Origin of the sequence: Streptomyces sp. NPDC002133, assembly GCF_040296405.1 — a bacterium.
GTDB lineage: Bacteria > Actinomycetota > Actinomycetes > Streptomycetales > Streptomycetaceae > Streptomyces.
The window spans coordinates 1-16,549 of record NZ_JBEOXF010000101.1; the positions used below are offsets into that span (position 1 = coordinate 1).

A 16,549-nucleotide genomic window follows, 5' to 3' on the forward strand; every position below is an offset into this window, starting at 1 on the left:
CTTCTGGTTGGGGTCGTCTGGGGCGGCCCTGCCACCGCGTGGAGGCAGGCAGCTCCGCCGAGCGGTTCCGGCTAACCCCTTGATGAACCCGACCGTTTCGTCGAGGGCGCGCGGGCCCGTGCGGACGCCCACCGTGACGTCCTCGAACACGATCGACATGCCGCAGAAGTGGATGAGTTCGTCCGCGGGTGACATGACCTCCGCGATGTACTTGTGGTACTTCGCCCATGCCATCTGTGGGCAGCTGTGCAGCCTTCGGCGTGGGGCAGCAGCATGATGACGGTCTGCAGGTACATGCCGACGTCGGACCATCGGGCCGGGCCCAGGTCGCGGTCGATGTAGTGGAACAGGACGGGCGCGCCGAAACAGTCCCAGTTCGCGGAAGCAGCCCTGTGGTACGCCTCAGGTCCTCGCGCGCAATACCGAGTGCGCCGTAATGCTGCTCGCCGAAGCCGGGCCGGCCGTCACAGTAAGCACGGGCAGATACTGCTCGAACTCCGGCTCGTCCCACGGGTCGCCCGCGACCGGACGCCGGCAAGGCGCTTCTTGAGCTCGGCCAGCTGCCCATCGGTCAGCACGAAGATGCGCCACGGCTGGAGGTTCGATGCGAACGGTGCTCAAGCCGCCGTGGACAGCACGCGCTCCAGCACCTCCCTCGGGACCTGCCGGTCGTGAATCCGCGCACGGCCCGTCGACTCGTGACCGCCTTGTAGACGTCCAAGATCACCGACCTCCTGTCTGCTCCATCGCAGCCATCTCGTTGCATTCGCGACGGTAGCACTTGATACTTCCTCTGTCGACGAATCCCTGTAAGCCTCGGTTTCCCGCCATAGGCGCCACGCCTGGGACTTCAAGAAGGTCGATCACCGGCTGCGGTCTGGCTGGCAAGGCAGAGCCGCCGGGGACGAGTGAAGCGAATGTTTCGATCTGGCTGAAGTGGGGTACTAGAATTGCCACGCCTTTGGCGACTATGTGTAGTCGGAGGACCTTCCTGGCCAGTAGCGATCGGCATGCGAAGGGCCCCGCCAGCGCAGGACGGGGCCCTTCAGCTTGGGCATCACCGACCGTGGTCCAGTGGCGCAGAAACGCTTGGATTTCGGCGTATTCCTCGATGCAGAGGACGCAGCCGGGGATGAGTTCTGCGTGGCCTTTTTCCCAGGCCGCGGTGAGTGCGTTGAGCGCGGCGGCTACGCACTTTCTCACGGCTACTCCGCTCGCCGACGGGGATCTCGTACTCGGCAACGGCCTTCGAGGCGAGTCGGCGGCCTGCTGGCCGGCCTTTTCCGGCGGGCCCCCTCTTCGCTGATCGCGAATCCGTACCTGATGTCGGCGAAGGTGCGGCACTGGAGCTCGGCCGCCGCCCGCGCTGTCGAAATGCTGCGCGTTCTCATCTACAAAGCCACCGCGCCGAAGAATGGGACAAGGCTTGACAAAAATGCCGTGTCAGACCCGCCGCATAGCGTCCCGAGCATGGATTCGGCAGAGCGAGCGGCTGGCTTACAGGTAGGCCTGTCTCTGCTGCCCTCGCCGTTTCGTTGGGGGCGATGCGGCGTCGTTGATCGTCTGCTGTCGGGTGGGCGGGGTGGTTTCGGTGCTTCGGGCATGGCGGAGTGCTGGCGCGGTGATCAGATTCTCCGGGTGTCCTTCGGGTCGCTTGTCCAGGGCTTCTGTCACCACAGCAAGAAGGCACTTTCTGCGTGGACACTACCCGGTCGCGCCCTCACCGCAGCCGTCGCCGATAACAACGCTGCCAACATCGTCGGCTCCTGACCGACACCCGCCCGCGTTTCCGCAGACTATCGGGCCGGTTGCGATAGATCGTCCATCCGTTTACGCGCGGCCAGGGGGATGGTTCTGCGTCGTCGACGCGGGCCAAAGCCTGCCGTGTCGCTTTGGGTAGCAGGTTGAATACAGTAACGGATTCTGTGAGCGAAAGCGGTTAAGAATGTCGGTAGTGGAAAGGCCCAGCATTCCGACGGCAGCGGCAGAGAACGATGCCCCTACGTGTGCTGTGGACTACGCGTGATGTCGTCGCGATCGGCCGCGGCTGACGGCGCTGCGGAAAGCCTCGTTTCGCCGGTCAATTCGCACAACGAGTGGGATCCCCTGGAGGAGGTCATCGTTGGTCGTCTCGATGGCGCGACGATCCCCTCGAGCCATCCGGTCGTGGCCTGCAACCTGCCGCCATGGGCGGGTCGGTTGCAGGGGGTTGCCGCCGGCTTCAAGTTTCCGCGCACTCTGATCGAGCCGGCGCAGCAGGAGCTCGATCAGTTCATTGCTCTCCTGCAGTCCCTGGGGATTACGGTCACGCGCCCGGAGGCGGTCGACCATAGGCGTCGCTTCGGCACGCCTGACTGGTCGTCGCGCGGTTTTGGCAGCACCTGTCCGCGTGACAGCATGCTCGTGATCGGTGACGAGATTATCGAGACCCCGATGGCATGGCCGTGCCGGTATTTCGAGACCCACTCCTATCGCGAGATCCTCAAGGACTACTTCCGGCGGGGCGCGCTGGACGGCGGCACCGAAACCGCAGCTCTCTGATGCACTGTTCGAGGCGGATTTCCGTGTTCCCAAGGTCGGCGATCCTATGCGCTACATCCTCACCGAGTTCGAGCCGGTGTTCGACGCGGCGGATTTCGTGCGCGCGGGACGCGACCTGTTCGTCATGCGGAGCAATGTCACCAACAAGATGGGCATCGACTGGTTGCGCCGCCATCTCGGACCCGGCTATCGAATCCACGAGATCGAGAGCCGGTGCCGCACGCCAATGCACATCGACACGACGCTCGTTCTCCTCTCGCCCGGCAAAGTGCTGATCAATCCCGAATACATCAACGTCAACCGCCTGCCCGACGTCCTGAGCTCCTGGGACATCCTGCTCGCCCCCGAGCCCAACCCGATCGACGAGCGTTTGCTCAGGATCACCTCGGTGTGCGGCACGTGGCTCAGCATGAACATTCTCGTGGTTGACAACAAACGGGTGATCGTGGAGCGACACCACACCGGCATGCTGCGCGCGCTCGAAAAGTGGGGCTTCAAGCCGATTCCGTGCGATCTGCTGCACTACGCGCCGTTCGGTGGCTCATTCCACTGCGCGACGCTCGATGTCCGGCGTCGCGGCACGCTCGAATCCTATTTCCCTTGATCGGCCGGCGATCGTCAGTACGCCGGCAACGCGGCGGACAGGCACGGTGCGCCACGGTGCTTGCCTGTGTGCTGGGGAGACCACACACTGCCGCTGGACGAACGGGCCGCGGACCTGACCGAGCGTGGTCTCCCGATGCGCATGTTCGGTGGTGACCTGCCCGTCGAATCACTTGTCGTGGCGGGCAGGACCGGGCCGACGGCGGTGGGGCTGTGGGCGCAGTCCCGTACCACCGCGAGTCGGCCGCTGGCTCAGCATGTGACTGCGATGAGCGGGGTGTCTCCGCGGTTCCCGTAGAGGGCCGGGGTGTCCTGACGCTCGGGCCTGGCTGGGCCGGGCGGATGCCTGACAGGCAGTCGCGTCGCGTGGCAGGGGTCCCGCCCCGCTACGTATTGATCATGTGGCCGGCCAGACCGTGCAGGGCTTCTTTCACGGCTTCGCCGAGGGTGGAGTGGGCGTTGCGGGCTGCTTCATGACCGTCAAGTCCCACTGCTGCGCCAGCGTCAGTTCCGGCAGGAGCTCGGTGACTTCGGGGCCGATGAGGTGCGCTCCGAGGAGCTCACCGTGACGTCCATCGCAGAGGATTTTCACAAAGCCGGCAGGGTCTCCGAGGCCGTGCGCCTTGGCGTTGGCGGTGAAGGGAAACTTCTGCGTCCGGACATCGAAGCCCCGCTCGCGTGCCTGCGCCTCGGAGAAGCCGAAGCTCGCGATCTGCGGCTGGCAGTAGGTCGCGCGCGGGACCATCACATAGTCCAACGCCATGCCCATCCTCGCACCGGTCACTCCTGTTGATGCGGACAGGGCCCTCGTTCTCGCCCTGACGGGCCAAATCACCCACCTGAAGAAGCAGCACCGCCAGGAAGTCCAAGCCTTGCGGGACGCGCTGTAACAGGCGCAGGGCGAGAACCTTGACCTCCGGCGCAACTCGCCCGCTCGGCTGAACCGCTCTGCGGCAGTCCGGCATCTTTGGACCCTGCTGACCGGTCGGGCCGTGACCTACGACCCTGAACGGAGGCCGGGGACACTGTGTTGCACGACTCCCGGCGGAGCATCCGCTCGCGCGATGCCCCACGCGTCAACTCCGGCAATTTTAACCGGAGTTCGTCAGCCGGTTCACCGAGCACAATGGTGCTGATCACCAGCTCCAGCATCAGACAGTCATAGTCGGCTACGTTCCCGTGAAGGCCCCCGCGGCCCGTTTCCACGACGGCTGAGGCGATCCGCCAGCCGCCGCCCTCGACGGGTGCGAACGTTGCTTCAAAGACGCCGTAGCCGGTCCAGCTCCGGTGCAGGAAGACGACCTCGCCCTCGGCGACGACGGCCCATTTCTCGTCCATGTCCCGGGACCAGTAGCCGAGCTGGATACGCTCCCACTCCTTATCCGACCAGATCCGGTCCGGAAGGACACCAATTGCCGTGGGAACCAAGATCGGCTGGAGCCAATCGGAAAACGAGGACCGGGTCACCCGTTCGTCAGCAGGCATGCCCAGATCCTACGGACAGGGCACCATCGCAGGACAGGGACTTTATGCTGGCTTGATGATCACTCGGCTCATGAATGTCGAGCTGAAAAGGCGGCGCTGCCGTAGGGCGGCGAAGAGAGGGGACGGGGAACCGACGGGGCGTTGGCAGGACGTTGGGTGCTTCGCTACCAGTCTCGGACGGACTCCACTCCGGAGATGACACTGTCGCGGGCGTCGTCGAGGCCGGGGCCGTGGAGTGCTTCGGCCTCGTTCACGATGTGGTCGAGGGCGGCGAAGAGCTCTTCGCGCTCGACGGTCTCGATGAAGCCCGATCGCCGGTCAAGCTGGTTGAACGCCTCACCGTAGGCACGTCCGATCTCCTCCATGCGTGTCGATCGGACGTCTGCGGGTTCTTCAGCGAACGCCTGAAGGATCGCCTTCCGTGTCGTCTTGTACTGCGTGACAGCCCTCTTGTAGGCCGTGGTGCTGATCTGTTCGCGGCCGTCCCAGTCGCGCAACGGATTGTTCCGGTTCTCCTCGACCCATTCGGGCTTGCGGGCCCGGAGGACGGACAGGTAGGTGCCTGCTGGGATCTCGGGTCTCCAGGTGCTGCGCATGGTCGAGGCGTATTCGGCAGGGATGCTGTAGAGGTCCACTGATTCCAGCTCTGGCACGCACTGCGGTCGAAGACGGTCTTCTCTGGTCATCCCGAACAGGTCGACGATGCGGATCCTCTGGAGAGAGGCCAGCCGGTTCAGCTCGCCCGCGGCGGAGAGGAGGCCAAGGCGTCCGTGCAGATGGAGCCAGGTCACCCCGGGGAAACGCTGGACGAGCTGAGCGCAGTCGAGGGAGTCGACGTCCTTGATCGTCAGCTGCGTGACCTCTGATCGTGGTCCTGTCGGCTGGCTGAGGATTTCATTGACCGTCTCTCCGGTGTATTCCGCCTTCCAGGCTGCGAGCGGCTCCTCGTGGACGCCGCTGTCCCACCGCCGCTGCCGGGCGAGCTGATCGCCCAGGCGCCATCCGGAGGTCCAGCAGTTCGCCGGTTTGTCATGGAGCAGGGGCATCGCTCCAACGACCTTGTGGCTGCGCGGCAGGACCCATTCCTGGTTGCAGAAGGACAGCGCCCCCTTCCATGAGTGGTGGGTGAGCCTGAGCGGGGCGACGTCGCCGAGGTCGGCCACGGACGACGGCTCGGGGCCGGACCAGTCCAACTCGAGTACGGCCGCCGTCTGTGAATCGGCGTCGAGTCGGACTATCTGCGCGACCGTCCACTCCCCAAGATCCCGCGAATGAGCGGCTACCACGTCGCCGACCGTGAGTGGCCTTGGCGGTGTGGCCTGCTTCCGAATTGCCATGCGAAAATCTTAGTAGCGGCTGACTGCGCACCATCTACTCCGGCGACCTCGTCCGCGTCGAAGGAGGGTCGGAACTCGCCGCTATCCGCTCGCGCAGGCGGTCACGGACGGCTGGGCCGCGGACCACCGCATCGTGGTCCCCACCATCACCGACGCCGAGCTACGAGGCCGCCTGAAACCTGCCCCGGCACGCAGCCAGCCAAGGACGGGATCGTAGCTTTGCAGATCGGTCTCGGCGGCGAACCAGGTGGCGAACGCGTCCAGCCATGACTGCCTGAAATCGCCCCGGCTGACGATCATGTCCAGGACCAGCGGCGCGAACGTACGGGCCTGGATCTGAGAGTCGGTGAACCGGGCCGCCATCTCAGACGTCGTCCCAGTCAGTGATCACGGCCGGGACCGTACACGTACCTTGCTGAGACCTGCCATGCGATTCTGAGGAGGATCTCGCACAGCCTGCTGGGCTGAGGAACTGCGGGCGGTGACCCTGCGTCCGTTGTGGGCATGCGAGAGACGAGCACGAGTCGAGACACGGGCGTGAGCGAGGGGACCAAAGGCTGCGGAGGGATCCTCGTGGCGGCCCTCGGCACCACGTTCGCATTGCTGGCCTGGGCACCGATGGCGCGCATCAGCATCGATGGCGGGTTCGAACAGCAGCACCGGGATTTGAGCGTGCTCTACATCGACCTCCCGGTCATCGCGGTCGGCGGCGCACTTGTGCCGCTCGCCGCATGGCTGCTGACCCTGCAGTGGCTGCAGCGACCGTGGGTCGCCGCGCTGGCCGCCATGGCTGTGCTCGTACTGGGAGTGTGGGGACTCACCAGCTGGTGGACCCCCTACCAGCGGCCGGAGTTCGTATTCTGAACGAGCGTTCTGCACTGCAGGGGTGTTTATCGCTCCGTGGCGACGACGGTCCTTCGCCGAGGCCCGTTCACGCGAGGGAGGGCGCGAGGGGCATCGTCGGGCGTTGTGCTGTCCCATGGGGGACCGCGGCCCGGTCCTCCGTCTGCATCGACGACGAGATCAGCGACCTCGACCGCGCTTGGCGCGGCACAGCACCAGGGACCGGCCCTGAGTGGCATCCGTGACCGGGTACGGCCTTCTCGCGACCAGCGGGCCGCGCTCTCCTCCTGGCCGTTCCACCAACTGGAGGAACACATCCGGTACAAGGCTCGGTGGGCCGGGGTGCCGGTGATCTGGGTGGACAACCGCTACAGCTCGCAGATGTGTCCCAGATGCGGGCACACGGCAAGGCACAACCGTCCCGTCAGGGACGCCTTCTGCTGTCGTCGGTGCGGGCTCGCCGGCCCGGCCGACCACGTCGCCGGGGTCAACGTGCGTCACCGGGCACGCTCGGCGTGGTTTCTCGTCAACGGACCCGTACCACAAAGGACCTGAACACCGCCTTTCGCTGGTGGATGCGACCCGTGACCGCCCCGTCGTAGGGGGCAGTCGGGAGCGCGACAAGGCGTAGAAGACCGAGTCAACACGCTCGGTCGTTACGGTCGATAAGTTGACACGGGCCCACGGATGAGCGGGACCAGCGGTGGGCGTACTGCCTCAACTGGGGGACCGGCCGTCCCAAGGGCCCAAGTCACCGGATCTCGGTACCGAGGGTCCGCTACTGGAGGAGGACGTCCTCCTCAGACACTGCGGCGGGGCGCACCACGGTCAGACCGTCGCCGGGGTGTCCCGCAGGGTGACGTTGGCGTGGCTCTCCTGGAAGCTCTGGTCTGAAACGAGGGTCAGCCGGGCCGTGGACTGGAACTCCGGCAGGGTAGTGGAGCCGCAGGAGACCATCGTGGTCTTGAGCTTGGCAATGGTAAGGGCGAGCCCTTCGTTGAGGTCGCCTGCGTAGGGGACGTAGCCGTCCACGCCTTCCTCGAAGACCAGCCCCTGGCCCCCCTGGCCGTAGCGCTGCCAGTTGCGGGCCCGGTTCGAGCCCTCACCCCAGTACTCCTTCACGAAGCCGTCACGGGTGGGCAGCTTCGCGCCGGCTGCCTGGTCGAAGCGTGCGAAGTAGCGCCCCATCATGACGAAGTCGGCCCCCATCGCCAGCGCCAGGGCCACGTGGTAGTCGTGCACCAGGCCACCATCGGAGCAGATCGGTACGTACTCGCCGGTGCGTTCGCGGAAGGCGTCCCGGGCCGCCGCGACGTCCAGCACAGCGCTGGCCTGGCCGCGGCCGATGCCCTTCTGGTCCCGAGTGATGCAGATGGAGCCGCCACCTACCCCGACCTTGACGAAGTCCGCTCCCGCCTCGGCGAGAAAAGTGAACGCATCCCCGTCGACCACGTTGCCGCCGCCGGCCGGGATCTCCGGATAGTGCTTCTTCACCCAGGACAGAGCCTGCGCCTGCCAGTCGCTGTAGCCGTCGGACGAGTCGAAGCACAATGCGTCCACGCCTGCCTCCAGCAGGGCCGGGACGCGCTCCTGATAGTCGTGGGTGTTGATACCTGCGCCCACACGCAGGCGCTTGGCAACGTCCACGACCTGGTTCGGGAAACGCTTGTTGTCCGCGTAGTCGGAACGGAACACCAGATGCTGCAGGTGACCCTCGGTATCCAGTACCGGGAGGCAGTCCAGCCGTTCGTCCCACATCCGGGCGTTGGCTTCGGAAAGCGTGATGTCGGGCCCGGCATGGGCCAGGTCGGTGATAGCGGTCATCCGGCCACTGACCGGTCCGTCCAAATCATGACGCTGGGGGTGGAAGTCCCGGGAGGTCACCAGGCCGAGCAGGCGGCCAGTGGCGGTCCCGTCGTGGGTGACCGCAGCGGTGCTGTGACCGGTGCGGCGCATGACATCGACGAGGAGGCTCAGGCTGTCGTCGGGGCGGACGTTGGTGTCGCTCGTGACGAACCCGGCCTTGAAATTCTTGACCTTGCGGACCGCTGCAGCCTGGTCCTGGATCGGCTGATTGTGGTGCAGGAAGCTGAAACCACCGTTTCGCGCGAGCGCGATCGCGAGATCGGGTGTGCTGACGGCCTGCATGATCGCGGACGTGAACGGGGACTGCAGCTCGATCGCCGATGCCTCGCCCGCGATGTGCCGCACCATGGGCGTACGCAAGTCAACCGTCTCAGCCGAGCAGTCGGTCCGAGTCCGGTTCGGCAAGAGCAGAAACTCGTTGAACGTCCGTGAGACCTCGGCGATGATCTGTGCCACTCGTTCCTCCTGACCCGTCGGCCGGGGCCCGACTGCCCCGCCGTGAGGATCGCCCCCTGTCCCAGGGCCCAGGCAGGCAGAGATCAGCACGGCAGCCGTGGAGGTGCCACCAACTGCGGCAGAGCTCTGACCGGCCCGTGGATCGAACGGGGTGCGGTCGTGACCTGGCACCTTATCGATTGACTCGGCCGCGGCACGAATCGTGGCCGCCGCCGGCAGCCGCCACCCCCGGGTGGTTGTTTCACGTCCTCCGCCCGGGCCACGAGTACTCGGCCCAGTCGCCTCTGGCCTAGGCGACGCTGCGGAACGCCATGTGGCGGTGCATCCCGCTCACGTCGGCGAGGATCGGGCTGGAGAGATCAGCAGCGAGAGCGGCGAGCGCCGCGTTGCGCGCGGTGCGACAACGGGACCATCACCGGGTCCGGTGCCGTCATTTGGCGGTTCTGGCACTGATCTTGCGGACCGGTCGCGGAGGGTTACTGAAGCAGGATGATCTTGCGAAGTAGTTCGAATCCGGCTCGTCCGTATAGCTGCCTCTTGATCCTTTTGATGCGGTTGACAGTACCTTCGGTCCGCCGGAGTTCCAGTGCAGGGTGAGTCCGGCTATCACGGCGTCGAGGTCACGGAGCAGGTGGAGGGCGAAGCCGGTGAGGCATGGCGGCTGGCTGGCGTCGACCGCGTCAATCCATGCAGGCAGCGTGGTGGCGGGCCTGCACCGCGAAGACAAGGGATCTCCGCCCTACCTCGCCGGGGCTGCGGTCACTGCCCGGACGAACCGGCTGACGCCGGCCCGCCCGAAGTGCTGCCCTCGCAGTGGCGGCTTCAGGACCGGATCCGGCGCCTGCTCGACCCGTCGGCGGAGGCCGCCGAAGCTGGTCACTACTTCGCCGCAGCGCCTGGATCAAAGGGTGCCGCCGGTCCTCCAGTCGCCCCATCTGGTGCTTGACCGATCATCGACTTGCTACTCGTGAAGGCGCTGCGCTCCGTTGCCGAGAAAGACTCGGCTTGCCGGTGGAACATGGGTAAGGGGAACAGGTAAGGGGTTCTCCATGGCTCACGCTTCCACCGTCGCTGTTCTCGGAGCAGGCGCACTGGGCGCCGCGATGGCAAGGCGGCTCGGAGATACTGGCCACGAGGTAAGGCTGTGGAACCGTACGGAGGAGAGAGCCCGTGCGGTGGCGGAGTACGCTGCCGGGGTCACGGCAGTGAGCGCGGTGGGCGATGCGGTCTCCGGCGCGTCCGTCGTCATCACTGTGCTCCGTGAGGGCGATGCGGTCGCACAGGTCATGTCGGACGCCATCGACCGGCTCGACAGAGATGCCGTCTGGGTGCAGGCGAGCACGGTAGGGCCACGGAGCGCCGGCGCCCTGGCCGGTCTGGCGCGTGATCACGGTGTCGCCTACCTCGATGCACCAGTCTCGGGAAGTACCGCGCCCGCTCGGCAGGGCAAACTTGTCTGGCTGGCCGCCGGTACCGAGGACGCCCTCGCGCGGGCGCGCCCCGTTCTCGACGATCTTGGCTCGTCCGTGCTGCATGTCGGGACGGGGACCGAGGGCAGCGCCGTCAAGCTTGCCGTCAACGCCTGGATGGCTGCCTCGACGGTCGCCATGAGCGACGTCCTTGCGCTGTGCGACGCACTCGGCGTCGACCACGCGACGTTCGTCCGGGTGCTCGAGGCGGGCCCGCTCGCCATGCCTTATGAGTTGCAGAAGGTAGGCGTCATGGACGACGCCTCCTATGCGCCCGGATTTGCGGTGCAACTCGCACTGAAGGACATCGACCTGGCTGCGGCAGCCGCCGCCCCCAGCCCTCTGCTCCAGGCCGTCCGAGACCGCCTGCAGGCAACCGTCGCAGCCGGCCACGAGGACGACGACCTCGCCGCCGTCGACTACCTGAGGAAGCCGCCGCCGTAGTCCGCCTGCGGGCCGTCGCTCGCCGGGGCCCGTTGAGGAAGGCACCGCATGCGCAAACTGCTGACTGATGCCGTTCATACGCTCGTCCCGCCGCGCGAGGATCCTCATGGCCCGCTCCCGCCGCTGATGCTCACACTCACGGTGGTGACAGGCCTGGTCGACGCGGTGAGCTATCTGGGACTCGGCCACGTTTTCGTCGCCAACATGACCGGCAACGTTGTATTCCTCGGGTTCGCACTGGCCGGTGCCCAGGGCCTGTCGGCGCCCGCCTCCGTCACCGCCCTTGGCGCCTTTCTCGGTGGTGCGCTCGCAGGAGGTCGGCTGCACGCCCAACTGGGCACCCATCGCGGTCGGCTGCTCACCCTCGCCCTCGGGGCACAGGTGCTGTTGGTGGCCGTGACGGTGGTTGTGGCTGCGGCCACTGACGACAAGGTGACTTCAGGTGTCCAGTACGTGCTCATCGTGCTCCTCGCGATGGGAATGGGGGTGCAGAACGCTGTCGTCCGGCGGCTTGGCGTCGCCGACCTCACCACGACCGTCCTCACCCTGACTCTCACCGGACTCGCCGCCGACTCCAGGGCGGCAGGCGGCACAGGACCGCGGCCCGGCCGTCGCGTCCTGTCCGTTGTGGCGATGTTCCTAGGTGCCCTCATCGGTGGTCTTCTCCTCCTGCACGTCGGCCCCTCCACAGCTCTGGGCCTGGCACTGCTCCTGCTCGTTGCCACCGCTGCATTCACCCATCGGCTCTCGGCTTCCGACGCCGCATGGACCCGGCCTCCCACGTCGTGACCGGCGAACGGGAGCAAGCACCATGATCAATACATCTAGGACCGTAGCGTCGATCGAGGCAAACTGGGGGCGGGCGTCGGCCCGAACGCCGCTATCGATCTTCTACTTGGTCCTGCGATGTATCGGCTGGTCGCCAGGCATGCACTGCTGGAGAACGCGGCTACTGATCGCGCGGGATTGGAAAAACTCAATCTGGCCCAAGGAGGTAGCTATGCACACCACCACGTTGGGCAGGTCCGGCCTGAAGGTGTCCCGCATCGCGTTCGGCACCTGGCAGCTGGGCGGGGACTGGGGAGGCTTCGCCGAGGAGGAGGCCAGGGCCGCCATCCGCCGGGCCCAGGGCTGAACCGCGCACCTCTGCGGCGTGCCCGGGCCAGGGCTGCGCCACGGCTCCGAGGAGCACCAGGGGGGAGGGGGTCCGCCCCAGCAGGAAGGCGGTGCCGAATGCATGGCCTGGAAGTCACCGTGGTGATCCTCGCGGCTGTGGTGGCCATGACGTGGCTGGCTCGCCACCTGCGCTGGAACGAGCCGCTCATGCTGGTGGCGGGCGGCTGCCTGCTCGGGCTCATCCCCGAGTTGCGCACGCTGGTCCTGCCTCCCGAGGTCGTCCTGCTGCTGTTCCTGCCTCCCCTCCTCTACTGGGAATCGCTGACCACCTCGCTCCGCGAGATCCGGACGAACGTGCGCGGCATCCTGCTGCTCGGCACCGGACTGGTGCTGGCCACGGCCGCTGCCGTGGCTGCGGTGGGGCACGGGCTGGGCCTGTCCTGGCCGCTCGCCTTCGTTTTGGGCGCCGTCGTCGCTCCCACCGACGCCATCGCCGTGGCCGCGGTCGCCCGGGGCCTGCCCCGGCGGGTCCGGACCATCCTGCGGGCGGAGAGCCTGATCAACGACGGCACCGCGCTTGCCCTCTTCGCGGTGATGGTCGGTGTCCTCGTGGAGGGACAGGTGTTTAGCTGGTGGGGCACGGTCGCGCGCTTCCTGCTGACCTACGCGGGAGGGCTCGCAATCGGCGCCGCCTGCGGCGCCGTCGTCGTGGTGCTGCGCAGGCGGTTGAACGACCGCACGGTGGAGAGCGCCCTGGCTGTGCTCACCCCGTTCGCCGCCTATCTGCCCGCGCAGGCCGCGGGCGTTTCGGGCGTCCTGGCGGTGGTCACCTGTGGTCTCATCCTCAGTCAGCTCGGCCCCAGGGTGATGGGCGCGGGCGCGCGCGTGCAGATCATCAGCTTCTGGGAGGTGAGCACGTTCATTCTCAACAGTGCCCTGTTCGTCCTGGTGGGCATCCAGACACCCGCCATCGTGAGCGCGATCAGCTCCGTCTCCCTGGGACACGCGCTGGTCACCGCCTTGCTGGTCAGCGGCGTGGTGATCGCCACGCGCCTGCTGTGGCTGTACTCGGTGCCGTACCTGATCCGCGCCGTCGACCGCCGCCCGGTCCAGCGCACGCTGCGCTCTGGCGCCCGGCAAAGGTTCCCCGTCGCCTGGAGCGGGGTGCGCGGGGCCGTGTCGCTGGCGGCAGCCCTCGCCGTTCCGGCCACCACGGCCGCAGGCCGGCCACTCGAGGGACACGGTCTGCTGGTCTTCGCCGCCGTTACCGTCATCCTGGTCACGCTGGTCCTCCAGGGGACGACCATGCCCGCGGTGGTCCGCTGGTCCGGACTTCGCGGCGATCCCGACGAGACCGCAGAGGAACGCCTCGCCCATCGCCAGATCGCCGCCGCGGCGCTGGAGGCCCTTCCCGACCACGCCGGCCGACTGGATACACCGCCGGAGACCGCCGACGCCATCCTGGGCGAACTGCGCCAATACGCCGCCGAGGACGCGCGGGCGACCGAAACCACCGATCCCGGCATGCGCGCGGGACTCGAACTCCGCCTCGCCCTAATCGGCGTCAAGCGCAGCGCCCTGATCCGCCTGCGGGACGAGCGCAGCATCGACGACATCGTCCTGCGCCGACTGCAGGCGGGTCTGGACAGCGAGGAGATCAGGATCGAGCTGGCCCTGCACGCCCTCACCGACCAGTCGCACCCACCGGGGGACGGCACGGTCGATCTGCGTGGCCAGGCCCCGGGGGAGTGAGCGAGGTGTGGGCTCGTCCGACAACGCTCGCGCCCACACCAAGACGTCAATTGGCGTCGGCTGGTCTGGGCACGAGGCATCAAACCCGTGGTGGCAAGGCGAGGAACGCCGCATGACCGGGCCTGGGAGCCCACCACTGGGTAACGAGCTATTGCCTGGCTGCACGGCTTCCGCCGCATGCGCATCCGCTGGAGCGACGCGACGACATGCACAAAGCTTCGTCGGCCTCGCCACCTGCATCAGCACCTACCGGCACGTCGAACGCCTGCGCTAGGACCTCTTATCCAGCGACCGCTGTGCCCAGGAGTGCACCCAGGCCGATGCTGACCCCGGAGATGAGCGCGCCGCCGAGCGTGACGGTGGCGAGGGACCAGGCGAAGGAGACGTCGAAGAAGCGATGGCGCAGCCACGTCAGGGTGAGCAGTTCGATAACGACTACCGCCAGCGCGACCATGAGCGCGGGCCGATAGTCCGGGATCAGGAAGGGGAGTGTATGCAAGATGCCGCCCAGGAAGGTGCCTCCACCGACGATGCCACCGCGCTTCCAGGCGTTGCCGCGTTCGGTAACCGTTCCGGTATCGGACAAGTCCTCGGAGAAGGCCATGCCAGTCCCCGTTCCGATCGCCGTGGCAAGCCCCGCGATGAACGCGTAGCCCGGCTTTTGCGTGGACATCGCCACGGCGAAGATGGGCGCCAGTGAAGACAGCGAACCGTCGATGAGTCCGCTCAAGCCCGGCTGCACGCGCTGAAGTAGGAGATCGCGCTCATTCTCAGACGCCCTTGTCACCTCCTGCTGCGGCGCCGTTCGCCTGATGGTCTCGGTGAGTCGGGAGCCTTCGGTGTTTCTGAGGCCAACACGGAAGACACACCACGTCGCTGGGAGATCTCGACTGTTCAACACGATGAAGCGCACCGCCCGTCAGACCTCCACCCGCACCCTGGCCGACCTGATCCGCGCCGTGGGCGACAAGCGGGCCGTCACCTACATCGACAGCGACGGCGAAGGGTCGGTGCGCACCATCGAGATCCAGGACATCCGCACACCCAACAAGGGCCCCATCATCGTCCGCGCCATGTGCCGGATGCGGTGAGATGCGCACATTTCACCCCGAGCGGATCGTCCATCCGCAAGGACCTCACCCTCTGCGGCGAGATGTTCGGGCTGGGGGCATCCGCCAATCGGCACTTCGAGATCAACTGGTGGGGCGGCGAGCCCGACTACTCCCGCACCTCAAGCACCGCGGCCCGTGCGCGGCTGGCGGCACGGGGTCTACCAGGACGGTCCGTACTTCGCCGCCTACGGCAAGGGCGGCGGCAAGGGCACCATCGCCGAGATGCAGACCGCCATGGACATCACCTGGACCGAGGTCCACGAGGAACTGACCGAGGCATCCCTTTCGCCTGCACGCAGTACATCGGCGAGCAGTTCATCACCACCGGCGGATGGAGCGCCGCCCACGTCCCCAATGCGGAAGACCGCCTCGCAGTCCTGGCCCGCCCGAACTTCGCCCTGGCTGGCTGGCCCCCGCGCCCGGTGGGAGCCGCGACCAGGCGCCCCGCCTGCCGCAGTGCCCCGGTCAGGGTGTTCCACACCCGCCCGTAGGAGGCATCGATGAACAGGGGCGCCAGCACGAAGTACATCGGCGAGCAGTTCATCACCACCGGCGGATGGAGCGCCGCCCACGTCCCCAATGCGGAAGACCGCCTCGCAGTCCTGGCCCGCCCGAACTTCGCCCTGGCTGGCTGGCCCCCGCGCCCGGTGGGAGCCGCGACCAGGCGCCCCGCCTGCCGCAGTGCCCCGGTCAGGGTGTTCCACACCCGCCCGTAGGAGGCATCGATGAACAGGGGCGCCAGCACGAAGTACACCGCCACCCGGGCCGGCACCGTGCGCGTCCGTCCCCGGGGCCCGGCCGGTCCAGGACATCGTCGACAAGCTCGGAGGGGACGAAGCGGGTCAGGGCGCCACGATGCCCCGGAGCGAACGCCCCGCGGGCTGTCGTGAGGGTCTGAGTCAGCGTCATCGGGCCACACTGGTACGGCAACGGGACCTCCCGTGTTGGTCTGTCTTGGTCGACGACTCAACTGCCGGAGGTCCCGTTCCGTTCTCCACTCCCATCACCACCCGACACACCGTTGGATGCTTGACAAGCGGCCAACTCGCCAAATCTGTCGGCATTGCTTCCGGTGGGTCAGCACCATCAGCGCCCGCACAAGCGCGGTCGCCCATCTGGGCGAAACGCAGCTTGGTGAGTACCCGCCAGTTCTACAGGTGCGCGACGGCGTGTTCGACCGGGGCTCGCACCGCGGCGATCAGCTGGTTGACCTGCTTTTGGCTGCGGGTGACCGGCCGGTTGCGGGCCGCCTTGTAGCCGGTGATCACAGCCGGGTCGTCCTGGCCGCTGCAGTCGTCCAGGGCCAACGCCCCGGGCCGACGGCGCCCTTGCACATGGTCAGGCACTCACACTTCCAACAACGTGACAATGCCTGTTGAGGGCATCCGGTCCGCGTTCATGGACAGCCTGCTGAATCGCCGGCGGGCGAAGCACGCTGCCGGTGTGCTCGGTCCGCGGGTGTGCGCGCCCTTGCGGCAGGGGGAGATGAACGGTCCCTCGAAGTGAATGCCGGCGAGGTCGCCCT

15 protein-coding genes and 4 pseudogenes are annotated in these 16,549 nt (G+C 67.0%); 9 read left to right on the forward strand and 10 right to left on the reverse strand.

Annotation, left to right across the window (positions count from 1 at the left end):
- Positions 1-234, reverse strand: a pseudogene (locus ABT078_RS40920) (hypothetical protein); the annotation flags it as partial.
- An 816-nt stretch (positions 235-1,050) separates the two neighbouring features.
- Between ABT078_RS40920 and ABT078_RS40925 the strand changes: the two are divergent.
- Both ABT078_RS40925 and ABT078_RS40930 read left to right on the forward strand, forming a co-directional pair.
- A complete protein-coding gene (locus ABT078_RS40925; protein WP_351237276.1) occupies positions 1,051-1,770 on the forward strand; it encodes a hypothetical protein in 720 nt (239 codons plus the stop codon).
- Positions 1,771-2,025: 255 nt separating this feature from the next.
- Positions 2,026-3,145: pseudogene (locus ABT078_RS40930) on the forward strand (amidinotransferase).
- Positions 3,146-3,530: 385 nt separating this feature from the next.
- Here ABT078_RS40930 and ABT078_RS40935 read toward each other — a convergent pair.
- From ABT078_RS40935 to ABT078_RS40950, 4 genes and pseudogenes are all read right to left on the reverse strand, one after another.
- Positions 3,531-3,907: pseudogene (locus tag ABT078_RS40935) on the reverse strand (oxidoreductase dimerization domain-containing protein); the annotation flags it as partial.
- A gap of 68 nt (positions 3,908-3,975) precedes the next feature.
- Positions 3,976-4,629, reverse strand: a complete 654-nt coding sequence (locus tag ABT078_RS40940; RefSeq protein WP_351237278.1) for a hypothetical protein — start codon at positions 4,627-4,629, stop codon at positions 3,976-3,978.
- Positions 4,630-4,793: 164 nt separating this feature from the next.
- A complete protein-coding gene (locus ABT078_RS40945; protein WP_351237280.1) occupies positions 4,794-5,966 on the reverse strand; it encodes a hypothetical protein in 1,173 nt (390 codons plus the stop codon).
- Positions 5,967-6,047: 81 nt separating this feature from the next.
- Positions 6,048-6,329, reverse strand: coding sequence for a hypothetical protein (locus ABT078_RS40950; RefSeq protein ID WP_351237282.1), 282 nt, complete (start codon positions 6,327-6,329; stop codon positions 6,048-6,050).
- Between the two features lie 174 nt (positions 6,330-6,503).
- Here ABT078_RS40950 and ABT078_RS40955 point away from each other — a divergent pair, with 174 nt between their 5' ends.
- Together ABT078_RS40955 and ABT078_RS40960 are read left to right on the forward strand one after the other, a co-directional pair.
- Positions 6,504-6,830 (forward strand): hypothetical protein, encoded by a 327-nt coding sequence (locus ABT078_RS40955; RefSeq protein ID WP_351237284.1) that lies wholly within the window; start codon positions 6,504-6,506, stop codon positions 6,828-6,830.
- Positions 6,831-6,935: 105 nt separating this feature from the next.
- Complete coding sequence (locus ABT078_RS40960) at positions 6,936-7,364, forward strand: zinc ribbon domain-containing protein (protein WP_351237286.1); 429 nt, start codon at positions 6,936-6,938, stop codon at positions 7,362-7,364.
- Between the two features lie 273 nt (positions 7,365-7,637).
- Here ABT078_RS40960 and ABT078_RS40965 read toward each other — a convergent pair whose 3' ends face one another.
- A complete protein-coding gene (locus tag ABT078_RS40965; protein ID WP_351237288.1) occupies positions 7,638-9,131 on the reverse strand; it encodes an IMP dehydrogenase in 1,494 nt (497 codons plus the stop codon).
- A gap of 476 nt (positions 9,132-9,607) precedes the next feature.
- Positions 9,608-9,831, reverse strand: a pseudogene (locus tag ABT078_RS40970) (ISL3 family transposase); the annotation flags it as partial.
- 286 nt (positions 9,832-10,117) lie between these two features.
- Between ABT078_RS40970 and ABT078_RS40975 the strand changes: the two are divergent.
- From ABT078_RS40975 to ABT078_RS40990, 4 genes are all read left to right on the forward strand, one after another.
- Positions 10,118-11,044 carry an NAD(P)-dependent oxidoreductase gene (locus ABT078_RS40975; protein ID WP_351237290.1) on the forward strand — a complete coding sequence of 309 codons (927 nt, stop codon included), beginning with the start codon at positions 10,118-10,120 and terminating at the stop codon, positions 11,042-11,044.
- A 48-nt stretch (positions 11,045-11,092) separates the two neighbouring features.
- A complete protein-coding gene (locus ABT078_RS40980; protein WP_351237292.1) occupies positions 11,093-11,833 on the forward strand; it encodes a YoaK family protein in 741 nt (246 codons plus the stop codon).
- 211 nt (positions 11,834-12,044) lie between these two features.
- Complete coding sequence (locus tag ABT078_RS40985; protein ID WP_351237294.1) at positions 12,045-12,179, forward strand: hypothetical protein; 135 nt, start codon at positions 12,045-12,047, stop codon at positions 12,177-12,179.
- 98 nt (positions 12,180-12,277) lie between these two features.
- Positions 12,278-13,912 (forward strand): Na+/H+ antiporter, encoded by a 1,635-nt coding sequence (locus tag ABT078_RS40990; RefSeq protein ID WP_351237296.1) that lies wholly within the window; start codon positions 12,278-12,280, stop codon positions 13,910-13,912.
- A 280-nt stretch (positions 13,913-14,192) separates the two neighbouring features.
- Here the strand turns inward: ABT078_RS40990 and ABT078_RS40995 are convergent, their stop codons facing one another.
- Positions 14,193-14,642: a VIT1/CCC1 transporter family protein gene (locus ABT078_RS40995; protein WP_351237298.1), complete on the reverse strand. Its 450-nt coding sequence runs from the start codon at positions 14,640-14,642 to the stop codon at positions 14,193-14,195.
- Between the two features lie 172 nt (positions 14,643-14,814).
- On the opposite strand from ABT078_RS40995, the gene ABT078_RS41000 reads away from it, so the two are divergent.
- Positions 14,815-15,003: a hypothetical protein gene (locus ABT078_RS41000; protein ID WP_351237300.1), complete on the forward strand. Its 189-nt coding sequence runs from the start codon at positions 14,815-14,817 to the stop codon at positions 15,001-15,003.
- A 262-nt stretch (positions 15,004-15,265) separates the two neighbouring features.
- Here ABT078_RS41000 and ABT078_RS41005 read toward each other — a convergent pair whose 3' ends face one another.
- Together ABT078_RS41005 and ABT078_RS41010 are read right to left on the reverse strand one after the other, a co-directional pair.
- On the reverse strand, positions 15,266-15,943 hold the full coding sequence (locus ABT078_RS41005; RefSeq protein ID WP_351237303.1) for a transposase domain-containing protein: 678 nt from the start codon (positions 15,941-15,943) through the stop codon (positions 15,266-15,268).
- Between the two features lie 232 nt (positions 15,944-16,175).
- Entirely contained in the window at positions 16,176-16,370 is a 195-nt protein-coding gene (locus ABT078_RS41010; RefSeq protein WP_351237305.1) for a hypothetical protein, read from the reverse strand.
- Between the last annotated feature and the right edge of the window lie 179 nt (positions 16,371-16,549).

Excerpts from the sequence above, each read along its gene's own strand:
- ABT078_RS40940 (WP_351237278.1), bottom strand. The coding sequence starts at position 4,629 with ATGCCTGCTGACGAACGGGTGACCCGGTCCTCGTTTTCCGATTGGCTC.
- ABT078_RS40945 (WP_351237280.1), bottom strand. The coding sequence starts at position 5,966 with ATGGCAATTCGGAAGCAGGCCACACCGCCAAGGCCACTCACGGTCGGC.
- ABT078_RS40950 (WP_351237282.1), bottom strand. The coding sequence starts at position 6,329 with ATGGCGGCCCGGTTCACCGACTCTCAGATCCAGGCCCGTACGTTCGCG.
- ABT078_RS40980 (WP_351237292.1), top strand. The coding sequence starts at position 11,093 with ATGCGCAAACTGCTGACTGATGCCGTTCATACGCTCGTCCCGCCGCGC.
- ABT078_RS40985 (WP_351237294.1), top strand. The coding sequence starts at position 12,045 with ATGCACACCACCACGTTGGGCAGGTCCGGCCTGAAGGTGTCCCGCATC.
- ABT078_RS40990 (WP_351237296.1), top strand. The coding sequence starts at position 12,278 with ATGCATGGCCTGGAAGTCACCGTGGTGATCCTCGCGGCTGTGGTGGCC.
- ABT078_RS41000 (WP_351237300.1), top strand. The coding sequence starts at position 14,815 with ATGAAGCGCACCGCCCGTCAGACCTCCACCCGCACCCTGGCCGACCTG.